General features: G+C 62.4%; 24 protein-coding genes and 1 tRNA gene. 7 read left to right on the top strand and 18 right to left on the bottom strand.

The window, feature by feature from the left end; all coding sequences use genetic code 11:
• Positions 1-190: 190 nt before the first annotated feature.
• A tRNA-Leu gene (locus tag FJ938_RS13390) sits at positions 191-275 on the top strand.
• Between the two features lie 18 nt (positions 276-293).
• Here FJ938_RS13390 and FJ938_RS13385 read toward each other — a convergent pair.
• Together FJ938_RS13385 and FJ938_RS13380 are read right to left on the bottom strand one after the other, a co-directional pair.
• Positions 294-878, bottom strand: coding sequence for a GDYXXLXY domain-containing protein (locus FJ938_RS13385; protein WP_140694371.1), 585 nt, complete (start codon positions 876-878; stop codon positions 294-296).
• Positions 875-1,993 (bottom strand): DUF2157 domain-containing protein, encoded by a 1,119-nt coding sequence (locus tag FJ938_RS13380; protein WP_140694369.1) that lies wholly within the window; start codon positions 1,991-1,993, stop codon positions 875-877. Before FJ938_RS13380 ends, FJ938_RS13385 begins: the two co-directional genes overlap by 4 nt.
• 237 nt (positions 1,994-2,230) lie before the next feature.
• Here FJ938_RS13380 and FJ938_RS13375 point away from each other — a divergent pair, with 237 nt between their 5' ends.
• From FJ938_RS13375 to FJ938_RS13355, 5 genes are all read left to right on the top strand, one after another.
• Positions 2,231-2,371, top strand: a complete 141-nt coding sequence (locus tag FJ938_RS13375) for a DUF1127 domain-containing protein (protein WP_013531315.1) — start codon at positions 2,231-2,233, stop codon at positions 2,369-2,371.
• Between the two features lie 49 nt (positions 2,372-2,420).
• On the top strand, positions 2,421-2,561 hold the full coding sequence (locus FJ938_RS13370) for a DUF1127 domain-containing protein (RefSeq protein WP_065005581.1): 141 nt from the start codon (positions 2,421-2,423) through the stop codon (positions 2,559-2,561).
• Between the two features lie 392 nt (positions 2,562-2,953).
• Positions 2,954-4,363 carry a methylenetetrahydrofolate--tRNA-(uracil(54)-C(5))-methyltransferase (FADH(2)-oxidizing) TrmFO gene (gene trmFO / locus FJ938_RS13365; protein ID WP_140694367.1) on the top strand — a complete coding sequence of 470 codons (1,410 nt, stop codon included), beginning with the start codon at positions 2,954-2,956 and terminating at the stop codon, positions 4,361-4,363.
• A 69-nt stretch (positions 4,364-4,432) separates the two neighbouring features.
• Positions 4,433-4,723, top strand: coding sequence for a type II toxin-antitoxin system ParD family antitoxin (locus FJ938_RS13360; RefSeq protein WP_140694365.1), 291 nt, complete (start codon positions 4,433-4,435; stop codon positions 4,721-4,723).
• Between the two features lie 29 nt (positions 4,724-4,752).
• A complete protein-coding gene (locus FJ938_RS13355; protein ID WP_140694363.1) occupies positions 4,753-5,235 on the top strand; it encodes a hypothetical protein in 483 nt (160 codons plus the stop codon).
• Positions 5,236-5,242: 7 nt separating this feature from the next.
• On the opposite strand, the gene FJ938_RS13350 is transcribed toward FJ938_RS13355, so the two are convergent.
• The 6 genes from FJ938_RS13350 to yajC all read right to left on the bottom strand — a co-directional run bounded on the left by FJ938_RS13350 (position 5,243) and on the right by yajC (position 10,920).
• The gene (locus FJ938_RS13350; protein WP_181169080.1) at positions 5,243-6,193 is read right to left on the bottom strand and encodes a sterol desaturase family protein; all 951 of its coding nucleotides are present in this window, start codon (positions 6,191-6,193) and stop codon (positions 5,243-5,245) included.
• Complete coding sequence (locus FJ938_RS13345; protein WP_140694358.1) at positions 6,193-6,627, bottom strand: hypothetical protein; 435 nt, start codon at positions 6,625-6,627, stop codon at positions 6,193-6,195. Before FJ938_RS13345 ends, FJ938_RS13350 begins: the two co-directional genes overlap by 1 nt.
• A 79-nt stretch (positions 6,628-6,706) precedes the next feature.
• Complete coding sequence (locus FJ938_RS13340) at positions 6,707-7,555, bottom strand: phytoene/squalene synthase family protein (protein ID WP_181169079.1); 849 nt, start codon at positions 7,553-7,555, stop codon at positions 6,707-6,709.
• Position 7,556: 1 nt separating this feature from the next.
• Complete coding sequence (locus FJ938_RS13335; protein WP_181165523.1) at positions 7,557-7,952, bottom strand: Mth938-like domain-containing protein; 396 nt, start codon at positions 7,950-7,952, stop codon at positions 7,557-7,559.
• A gap of 25 nt (positions 7,953-7,977) precedes the next feature.
• Positions 7,978-10,527, bottom strand: a complete 2,550-nt coding sequence (secDF, locus tag FJ938_RS13330; protein ID WP_140694354.1) for a protein translocase subunit SecDF — start codon at positions 10,525-10,527, stop codon at positions 7,978-7,980.
• A 51-nt stretch (positions 10,528-10,578) separates the two neighbouring features.
• Positions 10,579-10,920: a preprotein translocase subunit YajC gene (gene yajC, locus FJ938_RS13325; RefSeq protein ID WP_010909882.1), complete on the bottom strand. Its 342-nt coding sequence runs from the start codon at positions 10,918-10,920 to the stop codon at positions 10,579-10,581.
• A 296-nt stretch (positions 10,921-11,216) separates the two neighbouring features.
• Here yajC and FJ938_RS13320 point away from each other — a divergent pair, with 296 nt between their 5' ends.
• Complete coding sequence (locus tag FJ938_RS13320) at positions 11,217-12,092, top strand: ATP-binding protein (RefSeq protein WP_140607553.1); 876 nt, start codon at positions 11,217-11,219, stop codon at positions 12,090-12,092.
• 157 nt (positions 12,093-12,249) lie between these two features.
• Here FJ938_RS13320 and FJ938_RS13315 read toward each other — a convergent pair whose 3' ends face one another.
• The 10 genes from FJ938_RS13315 to nagZ form a co-directional block, all read right to left on the bottom strand.
• Positions 12,250-13,773 carry a peptidoglycan DD-metalloendopeptidase family protein gene (locus FJ938_RS13315; protein WP_140694352.1) on the bottom strand — a complete coding sequence of 508 codons (1,524 nt, stop codon included), beginning with the start codon at positions 13,771-13,773 and terminating at the stop codon, positions 12,250-12,252.
• A gap of 165 nt (positions 13,774-13,938) precedes the next feature.
• Positions 13,939-14,592 (bottom strand): protein-L-isoaspartate(D-aspartate) O-methyltransferase, encoded by a 654-nt coding sequence (locus FJ938_RS13310; RefSeq protein WP_140694350.1) that lies wholly within the window; start codon positions 14,590-14,592, stop codon positions 13,939-13,941.
• A complete protein-coding gene (gene surE / locus FJ938_RS13305; protein ID WP_127281111.1) occupies positions 14,589-15,347 on the bottom strand; it encodes a 5'/3'-nucleotidase SurE in 759 nt (252 codons plus the stop codon). The genes FJ938_RS13310 and surE overlap by 4 nt, the downstream gene beginning before the upstream one ends.
• Entirely contained in the window at positions 15,347-16,651 is a 1,305-nt protein-coding gene (serS, locus tag FJ938_RS13300) for a serine--tRNA ligase (protein ID WP_140694347.1), read from the bottom strand. Before serS ends, surE begins: the two co-directional genes overlap by 1 nt.
• Positions 16,652-16,853: 202 nt before the next feature.
• Positions 16,854-17,729, bottom strand: a complete 876-nt coding sequence (gene tatC, locus FJ938_RS13295; RefSeq protein WP_140607557.1) for a twin-arginine translocase subunit TatC — start codon at positions 17,727-17,729, stop codon at positions 16,854-16,856.
• A complete protein-coding gene (gene tatB, locus FJ938_RS13290; RefSeq protein WP_140694345.1) occupies positions 17,726-18,514 on the bottom strand; it encodes a Sec-independent protein translocase protein TatB in 789 nt (262 codons plus the stop codon). Before tatB ends, tatC begins: the two co-directional genes overlap by 4 nt.
• An 85-nt stretch (positions 18,515-18,599) precedes the next feature.
• Positions 18,600-18,821 carry a twin-arginine translocase TatA/TatE family subunit gene (locus tag FJ938_RS13285; protein ID WP_140607559.1) on the bottom strand — a complete coding sequence of 74 codons (222 nt, stop codon included), beginning with the start codon at positions 18,819-18,821 and terminating at the stop codon, positions 18,600-18,602.
• 179 nt (positions 18,822-19,000) lie between these two features.
• On the bottom strand, positions 19,001-19,768 hold the full coding sequence (gene scpB / locus FJ938_RS13280) for an SMC-Scp complex subunit ScpB (protein WP_140694343.1): 768 nt from the start codon (positions 19,766-19,768) through the stop codon (positions 19,001-19,003).
• A complete protein-coding gene (locus FJ938_RS13275; RefSeq protein ID WP_140607637.1) occupies positions 19,765-20,568 on the bottom strand; it encodes a ScpA family protein in 804 nt (267 codons plus the stop codon). Before FJ938_RS13275 ends, scpB begins: the two co-directional genes overlap by 4 nt.
• 63 nt (positions 20,569-20,631) lie before the next feature.
• On the bottom strand, positions 20,632-21,651 hold the full coding sequence (nagZ, locus tag FJ938_RS13270; RefSeq protein ID WP_140694341.1) for a beta-N-acetylhexosaminidase: 1,020 nt from the start codon (positions 21,649-21,651) through the stop codon (positions 20,632-20,634).
• Between the last annotated feature and the right edge of the window lie 173 nt (positions 21,652-21,824).

The following is a 21,824-nucleotide window of genomic DNA, read 5'->3' as shown; positions in this document are numbered from 1 at the left end:
TGTGAATAAGTTCTTGTTTTTCCTACTTCTTATCACATTCTGCAGAAGCGGATCGTCGCGTCCCGTCACATTCGACACGCCTTTTGTCACAGGCGAGGCTAATTTTCAACCATCTTCGCGTTTAGGCGAATTACCAACATTTCGGCTCCGACATTGACAGAATGATGGCTACATGGGATTGCCGGAACATGCGGATGTGGCGGAACTGGTAGACGCCCTGGATTTAGGTTCCAGTGCCGAAAGGCGTGGGGGTTCGAGTCCCTTCATCCGCACCAGTTCGACAACCTGACCACCTAATACAATGGCTCCTCGAACAGCGTCTTGTCGCCATCCACCAGCGCCTTGATCTGCGCCGTGCCATCGGCGGCCAGCGCCAGGCGTATCCCGAACGGGCGCACCCGCATGTCGTTCTGGATCGCCAGTCCCTCGCCTTCCGGCAGATAGAACCGTTCGATGCCGTAGTCGGGCGCGATCGTCGCTCCCTCGCTCCGCAGATCCCAGCCTTCGGTGACATGACCCGATATATCAGCCTCGTCGACAGCGGCCGGCGTCGGCGCCTTGCCCAACCAGGCGATGGTCGGCGTCCAGTAGCCGTCAACGCCCTTCTTCAGGCGCACCACGATCGCCGTGTCGTCGCTGGAGAATTTGTCGGGCGGAATGTTGGCGATCATTTTCACCGGTATGCGCGAAATATCGTAGCCGAGGATGATGTAGTCGCCGCGCAGCAGGTCGCGCGGGTCGACTGGCTCGATCTTCAAGAGCACTTCCTTGCCGTTGCGCAGGATCTCCGCCCGGCCAGCGATGATCCAGCTCAGGAAGCCGATCTGGACAAGCGCAAGCACCAGCGCCGAGATGACAAGTCTCCTTCCGGTCATCATGCCACGGCTCCCCTGGCCACCGGGGCCTTCATGCGTTTCTCGACGCGGATGATAATGAGTGCGACGATGCCGAGCAGCACTGCTGCCGAGAGGAAGAAACCGGCGGTGTCGAGCATCGATTGCAGGGTTACGACATAGATGATCGCGAGTTCGAAGGCGAAGCCGAGATAGGCAAGCCAGCGCAGGCCACGGCTCTCACGCCCCGCCAGCACGATTGCCGCCACGATGCCGGCGAGCGCCACGACCGAGGCAATGGCGAAACCGCTGTTGTAGGTGCTTTCATCGGCCAGTTCGAACTGGATGATCGCCAGGCCGGTGAGGAAGCCGAGCAGCGCGTGCAGGGGCAAACGCCCGCCGAGCTGCACGGTCCTGTCGACCGGTTCCGGCGCAAAGACGGCGGTAGCGAACAGCACCACGGACACAATGACCAATGGGATCGCCACCGGCAGCGTCGCGTGGTCCATGGCCAGCAGCACGAGATAGAAGAGCAATGATAGGAGGATCAGATGGCGCGCCGCCTGGCTGCGGGTCCAGAAGGAGACTGCGAACAGCACGGCCGCCATTGCAACGAAGGCATGCGGAAACGCGCTGCGATTGAAATAGTCGAACCCTTTCAGAAACAGCCAGGCGTCGGCGATAGCGACCGCAGCGACGGTCAGCGGGTTCGACCGCAAGGCGACCGCCGCCAGTGCCGTGCCGGCGCCCCAGGTGATCAGCGCGGAAGCCTCGTCGCCGGACAAATGATACATCTGCCCGATCAGCGCGATCGAGCCCCCGAACGCGGCGGCCGCCACGATCCACAAGGCTTCGCAGACCGCCGCATGGCCACGCGTCTTCAGCACCGCGCCGCCGACATAGCCGCCCAAGATAACGGCAAAGAGTGCAACCACCCGCGCCAGTCGCGGGATCGCGTCCCAGTTGGAGGCGACGAAGATCAGGATAGCCGCGCCGAACAGCAAGGCTGCCATCATCGCCAGGATCGAGCCGAAGCTGAGCGAATTGCGCGTGTTGGCCTCGACGTCGCGCGCCAAGATATCGGCCGTCGAGGCATCGATTAGCCCGGCCTGTTGCCATCGTGCGATGTCCGACCTGACCCGTGTCGAGTAGCCCGCCATATCCTCCCCCCACTGCTTGGCCGGTTTTTTCAGCCGAAGCTGCCAAACCGTTGACGTTACGGCACTTTCTGATTCTTGGCTTCTTTGTGTCAGGTCCGTGAAGGCGCGTTAATGTTGCATTGCACAATTTGCATTGCTGCCATGCAGCCATAGCGCTTTTAAATCGATATGAGCCCGCCTATTTATGGTTCGTACACAAACGGAATGATCCGCAAGAAAGACGAAACGAGAACTACCATGAACCTGATCCGCAACTACCGCAACTGGCGCCGCTACCGGGACACCGTTTCCGAGCTGAGCCGCCTGAGCAACCGCGAACTGACCGACCTCGGCATCAGCCGCAGCGACATCCCTTACGTCGCTCGCAAGGCGGTCTAATTCTTCGGACCGCAAATGGTCCGAACCAGATCTGTAGAAGAGAACGACAATGAACCTGATCCGCAACTATCGTAACTGGCGCGTTTATCGCGAGACGGTTACCGAGCTGGGTCGCCTTTCGAACCGCCAGCTGCATGATCTCGGCATCGTCCGCGACGAAATCAAGATCATCGCCCGCAAGGCGATCTAATCGAAGGAATTTCGTCCGGGTCGACCTCCTCCCCGACCCTGACGAATACGGTCAGCCCTTATCCTCCTCCCAAGGGTTGACCACCAAAACGGCGCCCGCCGCACCTCCTCCCGCGGCGGGCGTTGTTTCCCCGGAGTAAAACGAATTTGTTCCAAAGGTTTCGCTCCTTTTCAAACCGCGAAAGAGATTTCGTCAAAGCCGACCTCCTCCCCGGCGATGGCGAATACGGTCGGCCTTCACCTCCTCCCGAGGGTCGACCCCCAAAACGACACCCGCCGGACCTCCTCCCCCGGCGGGTGTTGTTGTTTTTACGGTTGGTTTTTCCCGTCGACCCTTGACCACCCCATTCGCGGCAATTGCAATCGCAGCCGCAAGCGAATATTCCGGCGCTCATGAGCAAAGACCCCATCCATATCATCGGCGGCGGCCTCGCAGGTTCCGAAGCCGCCTGGCAAGCAGCGCAGGCCGGCGTTCCCGTCATGCTGCACGAGATGCGCCCGGTTCGCGGCACCGACGCGCACAAGACCGATGGGCTGGCCGAGCTCGTCTGTTCCAATTCCTTCCGCTCCGATGACGCCGAGAACAACGCGGTCGGCCTGCTGCACGCTGAAATGCGACTGGCCGGATCCCTGATCATGAGCGCCGGCGACGCCAATCAAGTGCCGGCCGGCGGCGCATTGGCCGTCGACCGCGACGGGTTCTCCGATGCCGTGACGAAAAAGCTCGAGGCGCACCCGCTGATCACCATCCAGCGCGAGGAAGTGCCTGGCCTGCCGCCAGCGGACTGGGACCAGGCGATCATCGCCACCGGGCCGCTGACCGCGCCGTCGCTTGCCCAGTCGATCGCGGAAGCGACCGGGGCCGATGCACTCGCCTTCTTCGATGCCATCGCGCCGATCATCCACTTCGACACGATCGACATGGAGACCTGCTGGTTCCAGTCGCGCTACGACAAGGTCGGGCCAGGCGGCACCGGCAAGGACTACATCAATTGCCCAATGGACAAGGACCAATACCTCGCCTTCGTGCAGGCACTGGTCGACGGCCAGAAGACCGAATTCAAGCAGTGGGAAGGCACGCCCTATTTCGACGGCTGCCTGCCGATCGAGATCATGGCCGAACGTGGCGTCGAGACGCTGCGCTACGGGCCGATGAAGCCGATGGGCCTGACCAACGCGCACAATCCGACGGTGAAGGCCTATGCGGTCGTCCAGTTGCGGCAAGACAATGCGCTGGGCACGCTCTACAATATGGTCGGTTTCCAGACCAAGCTGAAGCACGCCGAACAGGTGCGCATCTTCCGCACCATTCCGGGCCTAGAAAACGCCGATTTCGCACGCCTGGGCGGCCTGCACCGCAACACCTACATCAATTCGCCGACCTTGCTCGACGGCTCGCTGCAGCTGAAGTCGCGGCCCGGCCTGCGCTTCGCCGGCCAGATCACCGGCTGCGAAGGCTATGTCGAAAGTGCCGCCATCGGCCTGCTCGCCGGCCGCTTCGCCGCCGCCGAGCGGCTCGGACAGACGCCCGCCCTGCCGCCGCCGACCACCGCCTTCGGCGCGCTGCTCAATCACATCACCGGCGGCCACATCGTCTCCGATGACGAGCCGGGCAAACGCTCCTTCCAGCCGATGAACGTCAATTTCGGCCTGTTCCCGCCGGTCGAAGCACCCACGACCGAAGGCAAGCGCCTGCGCGGCAAGGACAAGACGGTCGCCAAACGCCATGCGATAACCTCGCGCGCGCTGGCTGATTGCCGGGAATGGCTTCGGTTGCCGGACCAGGCGCAGGCCGCGGAATGAAGCCCTAGGGTTGGACACTCGGCATAGAGTAGGATATCATCCTACCCTATATTGACATGGAGCAATCCAGTGCAATCCGCCGAGAAACTGTCCATCACCGTCACGCCAGCCATGGCGCGCATGATCCGCGAGAAGGTCGAGGATGGCTCCTTCGGCTCCGCGAGTGAAGTCATCCGCGCAGCGTTGCGGGCCTTCCAACGTGAGGAAGAAGAGCATGCCGAACGCATGGCTTCGATCAGGGCGCGCGTGAAGGCATCGCTCGAGGACAAGAGGCCGACTCTCTCAGGAGAAGAGGTTCGTGCCCACCTTCAAGGGCTGTTTGCCGAGAATACGAGCCCCGACCATGATTCAGCGACATGAGATTGACTACCGCCAAAGCGCGAGGTCCCATGAGCGGCATCTGGCGAGACATAGCTTTCCAATTTGAACCCGACGTCGCGCTGGCGACGGCGAAAGCGTGGTCGTGGCTTTTGCCAGAGCCTTGGACCCCTCTCGTCTGCTCAATGGTGGGAGGCATGTTTGTCATGCGGCCGAACAACGAGGTTCATTGGCTGGACACCGGGACGGGCTTGGTCGAACGGGTGGCTCGGAGCGCGACGGATTTTGAGGAGATTATCAGGACTGCTCCTGATCTGGCTGACGAGTGGTTCCTTCCGCCGCTTGTCGAACGCCTTCACGCCGCGGGCAAGAAGCCCAAGGCGGGAGAATCCTACGGCTTCACCATCTTGCCTGTCTCCGCTGAGGGAAAATTCGACGTAGACAACATGTTCGTGACTCCGGTCAGCGAGCAATTCGTCGGCATGGCGAACGTTCACCGCCAGTTGAACGAATTGCCCGATAGTTCGAGGGTGCGGATCAAGGTCGTCGACTAGGTTTGTCCTACTCCGCCGGCTCGGCGGCCGCACTTGGCAACCCCGGCTTGCCCGCCTCTTTCGGATTCCTCCGCACATAGGCCGCCTTCAGCGTCTCCGAGGTGTCGCGCGAGCCGTCATGGCTCCAGCCCGGCGGCTTGATCAGATAGTTGAGGCGGTCGCTCAGTGTTAGCCCGGGCGAAAACGCATCCTTGAACATGCCGATCCACTCGTGAAAAGCCACCTTCAGCGGGTTGAAGGTGCCGATGTTCTTGACGATGCCGTAGCGCGGCCGGTCCTCTTCCAACTCCTCGACAAAGGTGCCGAACATGCGGTCCCAGATGATCAGCGTGCCGGCATAGTTGGCGTCGAGATAGCGCGGATTGGTGGCGTGGTGGACGCGGTGGTGTGACGGCGTGTTGAAGATGAATTCGAACCAGCCCCACATCTTGCCGATTGCCTCGGTGTGGATCCAGAACTGCCAGACAAGGTTGAAGCCGAAGGTGAAGGCAATCACCGCCGGATGGAAACCGAGCAGCACTAGCGGCGCCTGCAACACGAACATGAAGGTGAACAGGCCGGTCCAGCTTTGCCGCAGCGCCGTCGACAGATTGTAGTGCTGGCTCGAGTGATGGTTGACATGCTCAGCCCACACCCAGCGGACCCGGTGCGCAATGCGATGATAGACGTAGTAGCGCAGATCATCGAGCAGGAAGGCTGCCAGGAACACCCAGACAGCCAGGCCGAGATTGAAGACGCGGAACTGCCATAGCCACAGCAGCGCCCAGTAGGAGACAACGCCGAGCAGCAGGCCGGCGACGACATTGCCGGTGCCCATCATCAGGCTGGTCAGCGTGTCGCGCGTTTCGAACGAGCCTCTGGCGCGGCCGGTGCGCACGAGCCAGAGCTCGATCAGGATCGCGGCGACGAAGAACGGAATGGCCAGTTGGGTGACCTGCGGAAAATTGTAACTCTCCATCACGCGGCCTCGCTGGTGGAATTTGAATGGTGCGGGTCAAGGACATTAAGCAAGGCCAGGGCATCGGCGGCGCCGGCAAAACGGAAGCGCCCGCCCTTCCAGGTGAAGTCTGCCAGCCGGAGCAGAATTGTATTCGCCTCGTCGGCGCCCGACATTTTCACATCCAGAGGCGTGACGACGCGCGTCAAAAAGTGGTCACCGATGCCGTGAACAATGCCTATGCGTCCTCGCCCAAGGTCCAGAAATGCGGTCTTGGCGTCAGCCGTGAGCCGGACGGTAGTGGCCGCCTCGTCGGGAAAATCCTCGGCGAAGCGGCTCAGCGCCTGATCCGCGCCGGCCAGCGTTGCCGTCTTGCTGCCGCCGGTGAAATGCACGGCGGCAACCGACAGCGCAATGCCCAGGATGACGATCGCGGTCAGCACAGGCAAACTCATGGATTTCCTCCGGGCCGGCCTGCTATCTTCGGCGACAGTTCTCGGCTGGGCCGACTCCTTAACACGATTGACGTTTACGTCAAAGTGCCGGCCAGCCCCTGCTCGCGCGCCGCAACAGCAACCAATGCCGGCGCAACGCAGACAGCCGTACGACGCCATCAAGCGGTGAACGGCGCGAGCCCTCCATCTTGTCGAGATAGGCACGCGACAGGACCAGGGGCAGAAAGGCCGGGCGCAACGACACCGGCAGCGCCGCGGCGCCCTGTTCGAAGGCGGAAAGGTGTTCGCGCGCCAGCGCTCTCATCGCCGCTACGGCGCGCTGTGCACCCGGCCCGCCATCGCCGGCAACAAATTCCTCTGGCGACGACCCCGCCGCCGCCAGGATGTCGACCGGGATGAAACACTGCCCGCGCTTGCGGTGCAGCGGCAACAGAAGCAGCAGGCCGGTCACTGCCTGCGCACAGCCCGCCCGGCCCGCCAGTTCGGCAAACCGGGGCGCCTCGGCGGGATCGAGCACCATCGCCGCAAGCTGGATCAATGCCGCGGCCGTCTCGCCGCAATAGCCTTCGAGATCGGTGCGCGACGGCATCGGATCGTCGTAGAGGTCAAAGATACGGGCTTCGAGCATGTTCTCGAAGGCGAGTTTCGGTAGATGGAACACGGCAATGGTGGCGTTCAAGGCTTCGGCAACCGGGTGACCGGCGCCAGCCTCGCTGCCGGCGGCTATGACATCGCGCCACCATTGCAGCCGCACCTCACCGGGCAACGGCTCGTGGATGCGGTCGCGTATGCTGGCGATCTCGGCATTGAAAGCATAAAGCGAAAACAGCGCGTCGCGCTTGTCGGCCGGCGCATAGAGCGCGCTGAGATAGCGGTCGCGGTCGGTGGCGCGCACCGCGCTCATGACGATCTCAACGTTTTGCGGCATGTCAGTCGACGGCGATGAGCGCAGCGGCCACGGCGCGGTCCTCGGCCAGAAGCACGTTGTAGGTCCGCACCGCCGCCCCCGTCGACATCGGATCGGACGCGATACCTGCCTCTTTCAGCGTAGCACGCAGCGGCGCCGGCAATGGCCGGAGATCTCTGCCCATGCCGATCAGCAGGATCTCGATCTTGTCCGCTTCAGCCAGAAGCTTATCGAAATCCGCCACCGTCAGCGCCAGGGGATCCGCCGGCTCCCAGCCGTGGATGCCGGATGGCAGGCACAGCAGCGAGCCGCGATGCGACATGTCGGCAAAGCGAAACCCGCCATTGCCATAGGCCTCGATCGGGGCACGGCCGGGGAAATGCGCCTCGCGGATGACGATGCCTTTGCCGGTCACCATTCTGTCACCCCTTCGGGGCCGCGCGTCAGGTCGCGACCGCCTTGCCGCCGCTGACCGGCTTCTCCTCGTCGGCCGAAGCCTGCGGCCGCAGCTTGAACAGGATCAGCAGTGGCGCGGCGATGAAGATCGACGAATAGGTGCCGAAGACAACGCCGAACAGCATCGCCAAGGTGAACGAGCGGATCACCTCGCCGCCGAACAGCACCAGCGCGAGCAGCGCCAAGCTGGTCGTCACAGAGGTCAACGTCGTTCTCGACAGCGTCTCGTTGATGGCGTTGTTCAATAGCTGCGGCAACGGCATCTTCTTGTATTTTCGCAGATCTTCTCGAACGCGGTCGTAGACCACGATCGTGTCGTTCAACGAATAGCCGATGATGGTCAGGATCGCCGCCAGCGATGATTGATTGAACTCCAGCCCGGAGATGACGAAGAAGCCGATCGTCATGACCACGTCGTGCACGGTCGCGACGATAGCGCCGACCGCGAACTGCCATTCGAACCGGAACCAGACATAGACCAGGATGCCGACAAGCGCGACCAGCATGGCGATCGTGCCTTGCTTTGCGAGTTCGCCCGATACGGTCGGCCCGACGACCTCGACGCGACGGAAGTCGTAGTTGTCTTGCAGTTCGCCGCGAACCTTGTCGATCACCGTCTGCTCGGCGTTTTCGCCGCCACCCTGGGTGCCGACGCGGATCAGGACGTCGTTGGGAGCGCCGAACTGCTGCACCTGCACTTCGCCGATATTGAGCTCCGACAGTCTGCTGCGAATATCGCCGAGATTGGCGTCACCGCTCTTGGACTGCACCTCGATCAGCGAGCCGCCCTTGAAGTCGATGCCGTAATTGATGTCGACGGTAAAGAACAGCACGACCGACAGAATCGACAGCACACTCGACAATGCGAACGTCCACCGTCGGATGCCCATGAAAGGGATCTTCGTGCCGGGCGGAATGAAGGTCACCGGCGCCCGAGGCAGTTCCTTCGGCCGGGCGCGGCGCAGCCAGATCGACACCAGCATTCGGGTGAAGGTGAACGCGGTGAAAACCGTGGTCAGGATGCCGATGGCATAGGTGATGGCAAAGCCCTTGACGGGCCCGGTGCCGAGATAAAACAGCACCACCGTTGCGATCAGCGAGGTGACATTGGAATCGACGATCGTCGCCAGCGCCTTGGAGAACCCGGTATCGATCGCCTGGATCACCGAGCGGCCGTTGCGTCGCTCCTCTCGGATACGTTCGTAGATCAGCACGTTGGAATCGACCGCCATGCCGATGGTGAGCACGATACCGGCGATACCGGGCAAGGTCAGCGTCGCGCCGAGCAGCGACAGCAGTCCGACAATCATCGCCACGTGCACCGCCAGCGCGATGTTGGCGAGGAAGCCGAGGAACCCGTAGGCGACGAACATGAAGGCAACGACGAGGATCGAACCGATGACGCCCGCGACCTTGCCGGCATGAATCGAATCCTGGCCGAGGCCCGGACCCACCGTGCGTTCTTCGATGACCGTCAACGTCGCCGGCAGCGCACCGGCGCGCAGAAGCACGGCCAGGTCATTGGCGCTCTGGGCGGTGAAATTGCCGGAGATCTGGCCGGTGCCGCCAAGGATCGGTTCGCGGATCTGCGGCGCCGAAATCACCTGGTTGTCGAGGATGATAGCGAACAGCTTGCCCACATTCTGCGCGGTGGCCTGGCCGAAGCGGGCAGCACCCTTCGAATCGAAGCGGAACGACACCACCGGTTCGTTGTTTTGCGAATTGTATGTCGCTTGCGCGTCGACCAGGTTCTCGCCCGAAACGATGACGCGGTTTTCGATCAGATACGGAACCGGCGGATCATCCTGCGAATAAAGCACCGTCGAGCCGGCGGGCGGGCGGCCCTTGAGCGCGTCCTGCACCGGCATCGACTGGTCGACCATCTGGAAGGTCAGCTTTGCAGTCTGGCCGAGGATTTCCTTCAGCCGCTGCGGATCCTGCAGGCCCGGCACCTGCACAAGGATGCGATCCTCGCCTTGCCGCTGCACGATAGGCTCGGTCGTGCCGAGTTCGTTGACGCGGCGTCCGACCACCTCGATCGACTGCGCCAATGCGGTCGAGGTGCGATATTTGATGCCGGCGTCGGTGACGGTGAACTTCAGCAGGCCGGGCTCGGAATCGTCCAGCGACATTTCCTGGATGGAACCGCCGGAGAACAGGCCAGCGGCAACCGGGTCGGTCAGCGACTTCAATGCCTTCTTGGCGGCATCGAGTTGGGCCGGGTCCGTGATGCGGACCTGCAGGGTCCGCCCCGTTCCACCAAGGCCGGTATAGCCGATCTTGGCATCGCGCAGCAGCGTCCGGATTTCATCGCGTGCCGTCTCGAGCCGATCCTTGATCAGGTCGTTCTGGTTCATCTCGAGCAGGATGTGCGAGCCGCCCTGCAGGTCGAGGCCAAGTGTCATCTGCCGCTTCGGCACCCAGCTGGGGAGTTGGGCCAATGTGCTTGCGGGAATGAGATTGGGCGCGGCGAGGACCACTGTGGCGGCCACGGCCAGCCAGATCAGGATCATCTTGAAGCGCGAAAAATAGAGCATATGGCGTCGTCCGTCCGAGCGTACCCGCGGATCACTCCGCCTGGAATTGGATTATTTCTTGGCGTTCTGGTTGGCTACCGGCTCGCCCTTGACGCGCACGTCGGCGATCGTCGAGCGCAGCGCTGTCACCTTGGTGCCACCGCCAAGGTCGATCTCGAGTTCGTTGTCGTCGATCACCTTCGTCACCTTACCGACGAAACCGCCGCCGGTGACGACCGTGTCGCCGCGACGGACCGCCGCCAGCATCTCGCCGCGCTTCTTCAACTGCGTGCGCTGCGGGCGAATGATCAGAAAATACATGATTACGAAAATCAGGACAAACGGCAAAATGCTGATGAACATATCGGGAGAGGCGCCGCCGATGCCTTGGGCGTATGCCGGTGTCACGAACATCAAGGTACTCCTGAATTTTGAAAAACGGCCGCCAAACCGAATGCAGTGAAAATTTGGCGGCCCCCGCGAAATTTGGCCGGAATATAGTCGGTAAAGTTGTCAATGCAACTGCGCGGCCAGGCAAATCGGCTGCTTTTCCGGCCTGTTTAGCCGTGTTAGAGCAGGATCGCGAAAACCGACAGCCGGTTTTCGGAAAAGATCACGTTCGAACAAATGGTTGCAACCGGTTTCGAAACCGCCGGAATCGAACCGGTTCCGCCTGCCCGACCGAAAGAGACGAACCAAGAAGACCCGAAATGACCGACAGCACCATCGACGCCCTCAACGAGAAACTTGACCGCCTGATCGAGGCTGTCGGCCGCCTCGCCCCACCGCCAGTGCCTGAAACCAGCCTTGGCGAGGCCGACTGCTTCGTCTGGCAGGCCGATCCCGGCTATCTGGAGCCGGTGCGCAAGGTCAACCGCGTCGACATTCGCCTGATCCGGGGTGTCGATCGGGTCCGCGACATCCTTGTCGATAACACCGAACGCTTCGCCGCCGGCTTTGCCGCAAACAACGTGCTGTTGTGGGGCGCACGCGGGATGGGCAAATCGTCGCTGGTCAAGGCCGTGCACGCCGAGATCAACGCCAAGGCCAAGTCCGACCTGCCACTGAAGCTGATCGAAATCCACCGCGAGGACATCGACACGCTGCCGAAGCTGATGGGATTGCTGAAGTCCGCTCCCTTCCGCATCATCCTGTTTTGCGACGACCTCTCCTTCGACCACGACGACACGTCCTACAAGTCATTGAAGGCGGCGCTCGAAGGTGGCGTCGAGGGCCGCCCGGCCAACGTCATCTTCTACGCCACCTCGAACCGCCGCCACCTGTTGCCGCGCGACATGATCGACAATGAGCGCTCGACCGCCATCAACCCGTCCGAAGCGGTCGAGGAAAAGGTTTCGCTGTCCGATCGTTTCGGACTTTGGCTCGGCTTCCACAAATGCTCGCAGGACGAATATCTCGACATGATCAACGGCTATGCCAGCCATCATGGCCTCGACATCGACCCCGGGCAGCTTCGCGCCGAGGCGCTGGAATGGGCTACGACGCGCGGCAGCCGCTCGGGCCGCGTTGCCTGGCAGTTCACCCAGGACCTGGCGGGCCGGCTCGGCAAGCCATTGAAGGATTGATCCATGTCGCCCGGGCGGGCTCGGTCTCGCGATTACGACATGGGGGGAACAAAGACTTAAACCAGGAAACCAACTGAAAAAGCCCGCTCCTTGCGGAACGGGCTGAGCCGGCGGGCCGGACTGGAGGTCAGACGGCCCGCAAATCGCTTTTTTTATTCTATTCGAGATAGGTCGAGGGATCGACCGGGGCCGAGTTCTTGCGCACTTCGAAGTGCAGCTTCGGCGAGTCCGTCGTGCCGCTCATGCCCGAGAGTGCGATCTCCTGACCGCGCTTGACCTTCTGGCCGCGTTGCACCTCGATCGAACTGGCATGGCCGTAGACGGTGACTAGACCGTTCTCGTGGCGCACCAGCACCGTATTGCCGAATTCCTTGAGCCCGTCGCCGGCATAGATGACGACGCCGTTCTCGGCTGCCTTGATCGGCGTTCCCGTGGGCACGGCGATGTCGACACCGTCCCTGCCGGATCCGAAGCCGGAGATCACCCGGCCGCGCACCGGCCAGCGCATCTTGCCGATGCCCGTGGCATCCGGCGCCACCGCCTCGTCGTCCTCGGCCTGCTGGATGACCTTCGCATCCTTCTTCGGCGGCGTGTAGGATGCCAGCGTTTCCGACGGCGTGGCCTTTGCGGCGGGCTGCGTGGTGGCCGTGGTCACCGGGTCGACCTTGGCCGGCTTTGCGCTGGCGACTGTCGCGGTTCCACCGGCCGGCACCTTCAGGGTCTGGCCGATCTTGAGCAAGCCATCTTTCATGCCGTTGGCCTGCTTCAGGGCAACGACGCCAACGCCGGTCTTCCTGGCGATCGAGGACATCGTGTCGCCGGACTGGACCGTATAGGTGCCGGCGGGGCCAGCCTTGGCCACCTGCGCTGGGTTGGGCTCCTTGGGCTGGCTTGTGGCAGCCGACGCATCGACCTGAGCCGCGGACTTGCCCTCCTTGACCTTCGGCTGCTGCGGCAGAACGGCGACCTTGTCCGGCGCGGAGGCCGGCAGGTCGTGCTTGCCATCCTTGGCCGGCTTTGCATCAGCGACCTTCGATTCAGCCTTGCTCGAATAGACATAGGCCGGGATGACGATCTTCTGACCGGTCTTTAGCCCCTTGGTCGGGCTCAGGCCATTCGCCTTCATGATGACATCGGCCCGCACCTTGTAGTGCGCCGCCAGGCCGGAAATGGTTTCGCCGTCCCGGACGACGATCTCGGTCGCGTGCGGCCGGCCGGCCTCAGCCATCTTCGGCTCGTCGGGCTGGGCATTTTTGAATGGCTTCGCGGCCGGCGCGACGGTGCCGGTTGTCGTCCTGTCGACATGGGGAGCGGGCCGAGCCAGGGCCGGCGCCGATGCGACACGCACCGGATTGGCGGCGGGCGCGAGCGCTGGAGCGGCCTGGGCTGAAACCGGCGGCGGCAACGGCCGGCTCGAAACCGGTTCAAGGCTGGAGCGGGCGACCGATTGCGTGTGGCTGCCGTCGAGCGGGGCTGCCGAGATGTCGCCCGGATAGGGCTGTACGGCATCCTGTTTGTTGATGATCGCGCGCTGATTGTTGGTCGAGGAAGTAAAGACGTCGTCGACACTGTTGAACCGCGAAGCCTGGGAACTGCACCCGGCGGCCGCGCCTGCAATCATGAGAACAGCGCAGCCCCGCGCCAGATTGCGACTATTTGCCTTCAAAACATTGAGTTGCATCGCACTAACCCGCACAAACTCTGCACCAACTGGTCAGGATTAAAGCGCGTTAATGTTACTGGTCGGTTAACCCTATGGAATCCGACATAAATTTTCTTAAAATATTTGGGGCGGCCGATCATGCACTTCGGCAGGCTGAAATGGCGGGCGACGCCTGACGAAAGGCTACATCACCGCTGCCAGGCTGCGCAGGATCGGCTGCAGGCGCACAAGACCGATATCCTCGCGCTCGAAACGGCTGCCGACCTTGGTGAGCTTGGCCAGCACCTGCTCGCCCTCCTCCGGGCCGATCGGTGCGATGACGATGCCACCACTCGACAATTGGTCGAGCAGAAAGCGCGGCAGGCTGTCGAAAGCCGCCCAGGCGACGATGCGATCGAACGGTCCTTCAGCGGGCAAACCGGCGGAACCGTCGGCCTGGCGCGCGATGGCGTTGCTGATACCGAGCGCGTCGAAGCGCTGTTTTGCCTGTTCTGTCAGGGTCTTGTAGCGATCTATGGTAACGATGCGCGCGGCAAGCCGCGACATCACCGCAGCGGTGTAGCCCGAGCCGGTGCCGATCTCGAGCACACGATTGCTGGGCTCGATGGCAAGTGCCGCGATCACCGCCGCCTGCATGTCGGCGCCTTCGATCGCCTCGCCGCATTCGATCGGCAACATTCGGTCGGACCAGGCGATCTGGTGGAAGTGGGGCGCCAGGAAACCGCGCCGTGGTGTCGCCTCGAAAGCCGCGATCAGCGCCTTCGGCACGGTCCCCCTGCCGCGCAGGCGCAGCAGGAAAGCGGCGAAGCCTTCGCGATCGTCGATGCCATGGTTCATGCAAGCGCCTTGCTCAGCTGGTCACGGATCTCATGCGCGGTGAGGTCGAGCTGCAACGGCGTCACCGACACCAGACGGTTGCGCAGGGCAAAAAGGTCGGTGCCCTGCTTGCCTTCGACCGGCTCGCGGCCGAAGCGCAGCCAATAGTAAGGCAGGCCACGGCCGTCGCGACGTTCGTCGACCCAGAGGCTGTGCACCAGCTTGCCCTGTGTGGTGACCACGGTACCGGCGACTTCCTCGGGAAGGCAGTTCGGAAAATTGACATTGAGCAGCACGCCGTCGGGCAGCGGCGTCGCGACGAGCTTCTTCAGCAGCGCCGGCGCCAGCGCCTCGGTGGTCTCGTAAGGAACGACGCGGTCCTCGCCGACATAGCTGTAGCCCTGGCTGAGAGCGATCGACCTGATGCCGAGCAGCGCGCCTTCCATGGCGCCGGCGACGGTTCCCGAATAAGTGACGTCGTCGGCGATGTTGGCGCCCGAATTGATGCCGGACAGGATCAGGTCGGGTGCGCCGGGCAGGATCTTCTTGACGCCCATGATGACGCAATCGGTCGGCGTGCCCCGCACGGCAAAGTGCTTTTCGCCGATCTTGCGCAGCCGCAGCGGCTCCGAGATCGACAGCGAATGCGCGTAGCCGGACTGGTCCTGCTCCGGCGCCACCACCCAGACATCGTCGGACAGCGTACGGGCGACGCGCTCGAGCGATGCCAGCCCCTCGGCATGAATGCCGTCGTCGTTGGTCAGAAGGATGCGCATTATTTCGATTCGATCTTTTCCAGGCCGCCCATGTAAGGCCGCAGCACTTCAGGAATGGTTACGCTGCCATCCTCATTCTGGTAGTTTTCGATGACAGCTATGAGAGCGCGGCCGACAGCGGTGCCCGAACCGTTGAGCGTGTGGACGAGACGGTTGCCCTTGCCGTCCTTGTCCTTGTAGCGGGCGTCCATGCGGCGCGCCTGGAAATCGCCGCAGACCGAGCACGATGAAATTTCGCGGTACGCATTCTGGCCGGGCAGCCAGACCTCGATGTCGTAGGTCTTGCGGGCGCCAAAACCCATGTCGCCGGTGCACAGAACCATGGTGCGGAACGGCAGCTCCAACCGCTTCAGCACTTCCTCGGCGCATTGCGTCATCCGCTCATGCTCGGCCAGCGACGAGTCCTGGTCGGTGATCGACACAAGCTCGACCTTGTAGAACTGGTGCTGGCGCAGCATGCCGCGCGTGTCGCGCCCGGCCGAGCCCGCTTCAGACCGGAAGCACGGCGTCAGCGCCGTGTAGCGCAACGGCAGTTTCTCATGCGCGGTGATTTCTTCACGCACAAGGTTGGTGAGCGGCACCTCGGCGGTGGGGATGAGGCCAAGCCTGCCCTCCCCGTGCGGCGTGAAGAACAGATCCTCCTCGAATTTCGGCAACTGGTTGGTGCCGAAAAGCACCTCGTCCCGCACCATCAGCGGCGGGATTACTTCCTCATAGCCATGTTCGGTCGTGTGCATGTCGAGCATGAATTGGCCGATCGCCCGTTCCATCCGCGCCAGTCCGCTCTTCAGCACGGTGAAGCGCGAGCCCGACAGCTTCGCCGCCCGTTCGAAATCCATCATGCCGAGCGATTCGCCGATCTCGAAATGCTCCTTCACCCAGTTCGGCCGCGTCGGCAGCTCGCCGACGACATGCCTGACGACATTGTCGTGCTCGTCCTTGCCGACAGGCACATCATCGAGCGGCACGTTGGGCAGCACCGCCAGCGCGTCGTTCAGCGCCTTGTCGAGCTCGCGTTCGCGCGCCTCGCCATTCTGGATGAAGGTTTTTATCTCGCCGACTTCGGCTTTCAGTTTTTCGGCAAGGGCGGCATCGCCCGAACGCATGGCGTTGCCGATCTCCTTCGAGGCGGCGTTGCGGCGCTCCTGTTTGGTCTGCAGCTCGGTGACATGTTCGCGCCGCGCCTCGTCACTGGCGATCAACCCGTCGACAGTGGATTGCGCCTCGCTCGCCGGCCACGAGCGCTTGGTGAGCGCCTCGACAAGGGCTTTCGGGTTGTCGCGAATCCATTTGATGTCGAGCATGGTTTATCCGTCCTCAGGTAGCATGTCGCCCAAGTGCGCAGCGGTTTTGGGACAACGGCATGCAAAGCAAAAACTGAAACGCATCGCCTTAATGGCGATGCGTTTCAGTTTGAGGGGCGTAAACCGCAATTTTGATCGATGCAAGATGAGGCTGGGCGGCGGCTGCCGTTTTCCGCCGCTGTCTCGGGCCTGGCTGCGTGTGTTACGAAGCTGCCGGCGCTGGAGGTTCGTCCGGGGTCTTGTCCGCGACGGTCTCGCCTGCCTCCTGCTTCTCGCGCGCCATGCGCTCGCGCGCCTGGCTGCGTTCGATCAGCCGGGACGACCAGATGGCGACCTCATAGAGCAGGATGGTCGGGATGGCGAGACCGATCTGGCTCATCGGATCGGGCGGTGTCAGCACGGCGGCGACGACAAAGGCGATGACGATCGCCCATTTGCGCTTCTCGGCCAGCGCCTTGGACGACAGCATGCCGACGCGCGTCATCAGGCTGGTCACCACCGGCAGCTGGAACACCAGGCCGAAGGAAAATATCAGCGTCATGATCAGGCTGAGATATTCCGAGACTTTCGGCAACAGCGAAATCTGCACCTGCTCGTCGGTACCGGCCTGCTGCATGGCAAGGAAGAACCACATCACCATCGGCGTGAAGAAGAAATAGACCAGCGAAGCGCCCATCAGGAACAGGACGGGCGACGCGATCAGGAACGGCAGGAAGGCGTTGCGCTCGTTCTTGTAGAGACCGGGGGCAATGAATTTGTAGATCTGCGTGGCGATCAGCGGAAAAGCGATGACCATACCGCCGAACATGGCGAGCTTGACCTGGGTGAAGAAGAATTCCTGCGGCGCGGTGTAGATCAGCTCGACCTTGTGCGGATCGAGCCCGGCCCATTTCGTCGCCCATTTGAAGGGGACGACCAGCAGGTTGAACAACCGCTTGGCGAAGAAGAAGCACACCAGGAAGGCAACGAAGAAACCCCCGAGCGACCAGATCAGGCGGCGGCGCAATTCGATGAGATGCTCGATCAGCGGCGCAGACGATTTTTCGATCTCGTCTTTTTCCTTGTCCGAAACGCTCATTTGGCGGCTCCCGACGTCTTCCTGGTCACCGGCTTCGCCGGAGCAGGCTTCGGTTCGGCTTTCGCCCCAGCCTTTGCAGCTGTCGTCTTGGCAGCAGTCGCCTTTGCAGCTGTCGTGTTGGCAGCTGCGGGCTTCGTCGCGGCGGCCTCAGGCTTTGCCGCCGTCACGGGCTTTGCCGACGCCTTGGGCGCTGGTGCGGCTTTTGCCGTCACCGCCTTCGCGGGTGTCGAGGCCTTCGACGGCCCTTTTTTTGCCTCCGGCGCCGTCCTGGCGGCCTTCTTTGCCGCAGGTGCCTTCGGCGCCACGGCAGGTTCCGTGGATGCCGGCACCGCCGAAGCATCGGTCATTGCCGGAAAAATCGGCGTTGTCGGCGCGGCATCTGGCCCGTTGACACCAGGCATTTCCGTCGCACCGTTCTTCAACGGCTCGGCCGCCTGCGGCGTCGAGGCGGCAGGTGCCGCCGGATCAGCGGCCGGCTTCGGCTTCATCGCCGCGTCGACGCCGGCGCGCACATCGGCCGCCGCCTGCTCGAACGGATTGAGCTGCTTGCGGATCTCTGCAACCGGGCTGAGGCCCCTGAGCTCGTCGACCGATTTCTTGACATCGTCGAGCTCGGCTTCCTTCAGCGCCTCGTTGAACTGTTTCTGGAAGTCGGCCGCCATGGTGCGCAGCTTCGCCGTCGTGCGGCCGAAGGTGCGCAGCATGTTGGGCAAATCCTTCGGCCCGACGACCACGATCATGACGATCGCGATCACCAGCATTTCGGTCCAGCCGACTTCAAACATGGCTATCAGTTCCGACTAGTGCTTGTCGCCCAAAAGTGCGAAGCGGTTTTGGGACAACGACATGCACAAAGCAACACCGTTGGGCTCAGCTCTTGCTGACTTTTTCCTTGGCTGCCGAAACGGTTTCGTCGGCGCGGTGCTCGACGGTACGCTTGTCGTCGGCAACGTCGTCGTCGGCCATGCCCTTCTTGAAGCTCTTGATGCCCTTGGCCATGTCGCCCATCAGCTCCGGAATCTTGCCGCGGCCGAACACCAGAAGCACGATGACCAGCACGATCATCCAGTGCCAAATTGAAAATGAACCCATAGCAAATCTCTCTCGAATGTTTTCCCTGGCGATGATCTATGCGTTTTCGCGTTGGGATTCAAACACAACCGCGACAGAGTTTATGAAAGGCTGGCGGATGTCACGCATTTTCAGCGAAGCGGCCCGCTACCAAACGGCGCATGTAAAGCCGGAAAGCAGCTTTTGATAGGCGCCCGTGGTCAATCTTCCGTGACGCGCGGCGTCAGCAGGCCGAGTTCCTCGAGATCGATGTCGGTCAACGGATCCTCGTCCTCGCTCAGCACGTCGGGGTCGGCCGGCGGCAGCGGGATCGAGAAATTCGACGGCATGCGGCCCGAAAGCAGGCCGGCGCCCTTCAATTCCTCCATGCCGGGAAGATCACGGATTTCCTCGAGCGCAAAATGGTCAAGGAAGGTTTCGGTGGTGCCATAAGTGACGGGACGGCCAGGCGTTTTGCGACGGCCGCGCATACGCACCCATTCCGTCTCCAGCAGCGTGTCGAGTGTGCCTTTCGAGGTTTCGACACCACGGATGTCCTCGATCTCGGCGCGCGTCACCGGCTGGTGATAGGCAATGATCGCCAGCACTTCGAGCGCGGCCCGCGACAGCTTGCGCTGCTGCACCGTGTCGCGGCTCATCAGGAAGGCAAGATCGCCGGCGGTGCGGAACGCCCAGGCATCGCCGACCCGGACCAGATTGACGCCGCGCCGGGCGTAGATCTGCTGCAATTCCACCATCGCAAGCGCGATGTTGATGCCATCTGGAAGGCGTGCGGCAAGCTGCTTTTCACTGACCGGTTCGGCACTGGCGAAGACGATCGCCTCGGCCATGCGCATGGCCTCGGCCATGTGCAGGCGCTCGGCCGGATTCTGTTCCGGATTCTGGACTGAAGCCTGGTCGAGTTCGCCCTCTTCCTGCTCCTCGTCCAACTTGAACGGGATAACCGAAGCGTTGGCGCGTTCGCTCATGATGCCACCTCGACTGGCTTGATTGTCTGTGCGCGGTGGTCGCGCAGATAGATCGGCGCGAACACCTGGTCCTGCCGCATATCCATTTTGCGCTCGCGCACCAGCTCCAGTGTCGCTGCGAATGAGCTGGCGATGGCCGTGCGCCGCTCTTCCGGGCTGGTCAGATACTGGATGAGGAAGCTGTCGAGCGCCGTCCAGTCCCGCAGCGAGCCGATCAGCCGCGTCAGGATATCTCGGGCATCCTTGAGCGACCAGACACCGCGCCTGGCGATCGTCACATTGGTGATCGCCTGCTTCTGCCGCTGCTGCGCATAAGCGGTCAAAAGGTCGTAGAGCGAGGCCGAGTAAGAGTTGCGCTTCTCGATGATGACCATCTCCGGCATGCCGCGCGCGAACACGTCGCGGCCGAGTCGGTTGCGATTGACGAGACGCGCCGCCGCGTCGCGCATGGCCTCGAGCCGCTTCAGCCGGAATTGCAGCACCGCCGCTAGTTCCTCGCCGCTTTCACCCTCCTCGCCCGGCTGCTTGGGGATCAAAAGCTTCGATTTCAGGAACGCCAGCCACGCCGCCATCACCAGGTAGTCGGCGGCAAGCTCGAGGCGCAGCGCCCTCGCAGTCTCGACAAAGGCCAGATATTGCTCCGCCAGCGCAAGGATGGAAATGCGCGCCAGGTCGACCTTCTGATTGCGGGCAAGATGCAGCAGGAGATCGAGCGGACCTTCGAATCCGGCGACGTCGACCACCAGCGACGGATCGCCAGTCAGCCGTGAATCGTCATTCTCGGCCCACAGGCGGTCCATCGGTGCGGCCTTCGGGGCCTTGCTCTCCAATGTTTCCGCCACAGTCCTTCCACTTCCTCTTGGTCAGGCCACCGCATCGAAATAGGTGGCGAATTCAGCGCGTATCTCGGTTTCCTCGGCCGTGTCGCTTTTGCTGATATAGGTCATCGCCCGCTTTGCGCGCTCCAGCGACTTGCCCTCAAGCCCCCTGGTGCGCGATGCGATGCCCGCCATCTCCTCGAAAACGCCGTTGCAGTGAAGGACCAGATCGCAGCCCGCCGCAAGGATCGAGGCCGCCTTTGTCGGGAAATCCCCAGAAAGTGCCTTCATCGAAGTGTCGTCGCTCATCAGGAGCCCGTCAAAGCCGATGTCGCGGCGAATGATCTCGTCGATGACCTTGCCGGACGTCGTTGCCGGATTCTTGGGATCGATGGCGCTGTAGACGACATGCGCGGTCATCGCCATCGGCAGATGGTTAAGCTCCCTGAACGGAGCGAAATCATGCCGCTGCAGGTCGCTGAGCGAAGCGTCGACTGTAGGCAACTCGAAGTGCGTGTCGGCAAAGGCCCTGCCATGGCCCGGAATGTGTTTCATGACAGGCAGCACGCCGCCCGACATCAGGCCTTCGGCCGTGGCGCGGCCAAGTTCGATGACCGCGCGCGGCTCCTTGCCATAGGCGCGCGCGCCGATGACATCGCTGGCACCTTCGATCGGCACGTCGAGCACCGGCAGGCAATCTGCTGTGATGCCGTAGCGCAGCAGGTCAAAAGCGTGCAGGCGCGCCATCAGCCAGGCCGCACGGGCGCCGGCGTCGTGATCGTCGCGCCACAGCGCGCCAAGCGCGCCGCCCGCCGGATAGTTTGGCGCCAGCGGTGGCCGAAGGCGTTGCACCCTGCCGCCTTCCTGGTCGATGAACACCAGCGCATCCGGACGCCCGATGCAGTCGCGCATCTCGGCGACCAGATCACGGATCTGCTCGGTCTCGCTAATGTTGCGGGCAAACAGGATGAAGGCCCAGGGGCATTCATTGCGATAGAAGTTGATTTCTTCGCGGGTGAGCGATTTCCCGGCACAGCCGAGGATCATGGATTTTGATTCGGTCATGGCTGGAGTCTAAGGCCTCGCGCGATCAAAGGGAATCGTCTCTGCTCGCAGGCCGCGACCACAAGATATCCCACATGAAAAACGGGCACATGAAAAAGCCGGGCGCATAGGGGCAGCCTATACGAAAACCGGCGCGGCCTTGGGCCGCGCCGGTTTTTGAATGGTTATCGGCG

The organism is Mesorhizobium sp. B2-4-14 (assembly GCF_006442155.1).
In the GTDB taxonomy this organism is placed as follows: Bacteria; Pseudomonadota; Alphaproteobacteria; order Rhizobiales; family Rhizobiaceae; genus Mesorhizobium.
Note: the sequence above shows the minus strand (reverse complement) of the source record. Positions and strands in the feature narration are given on the sequence as shown.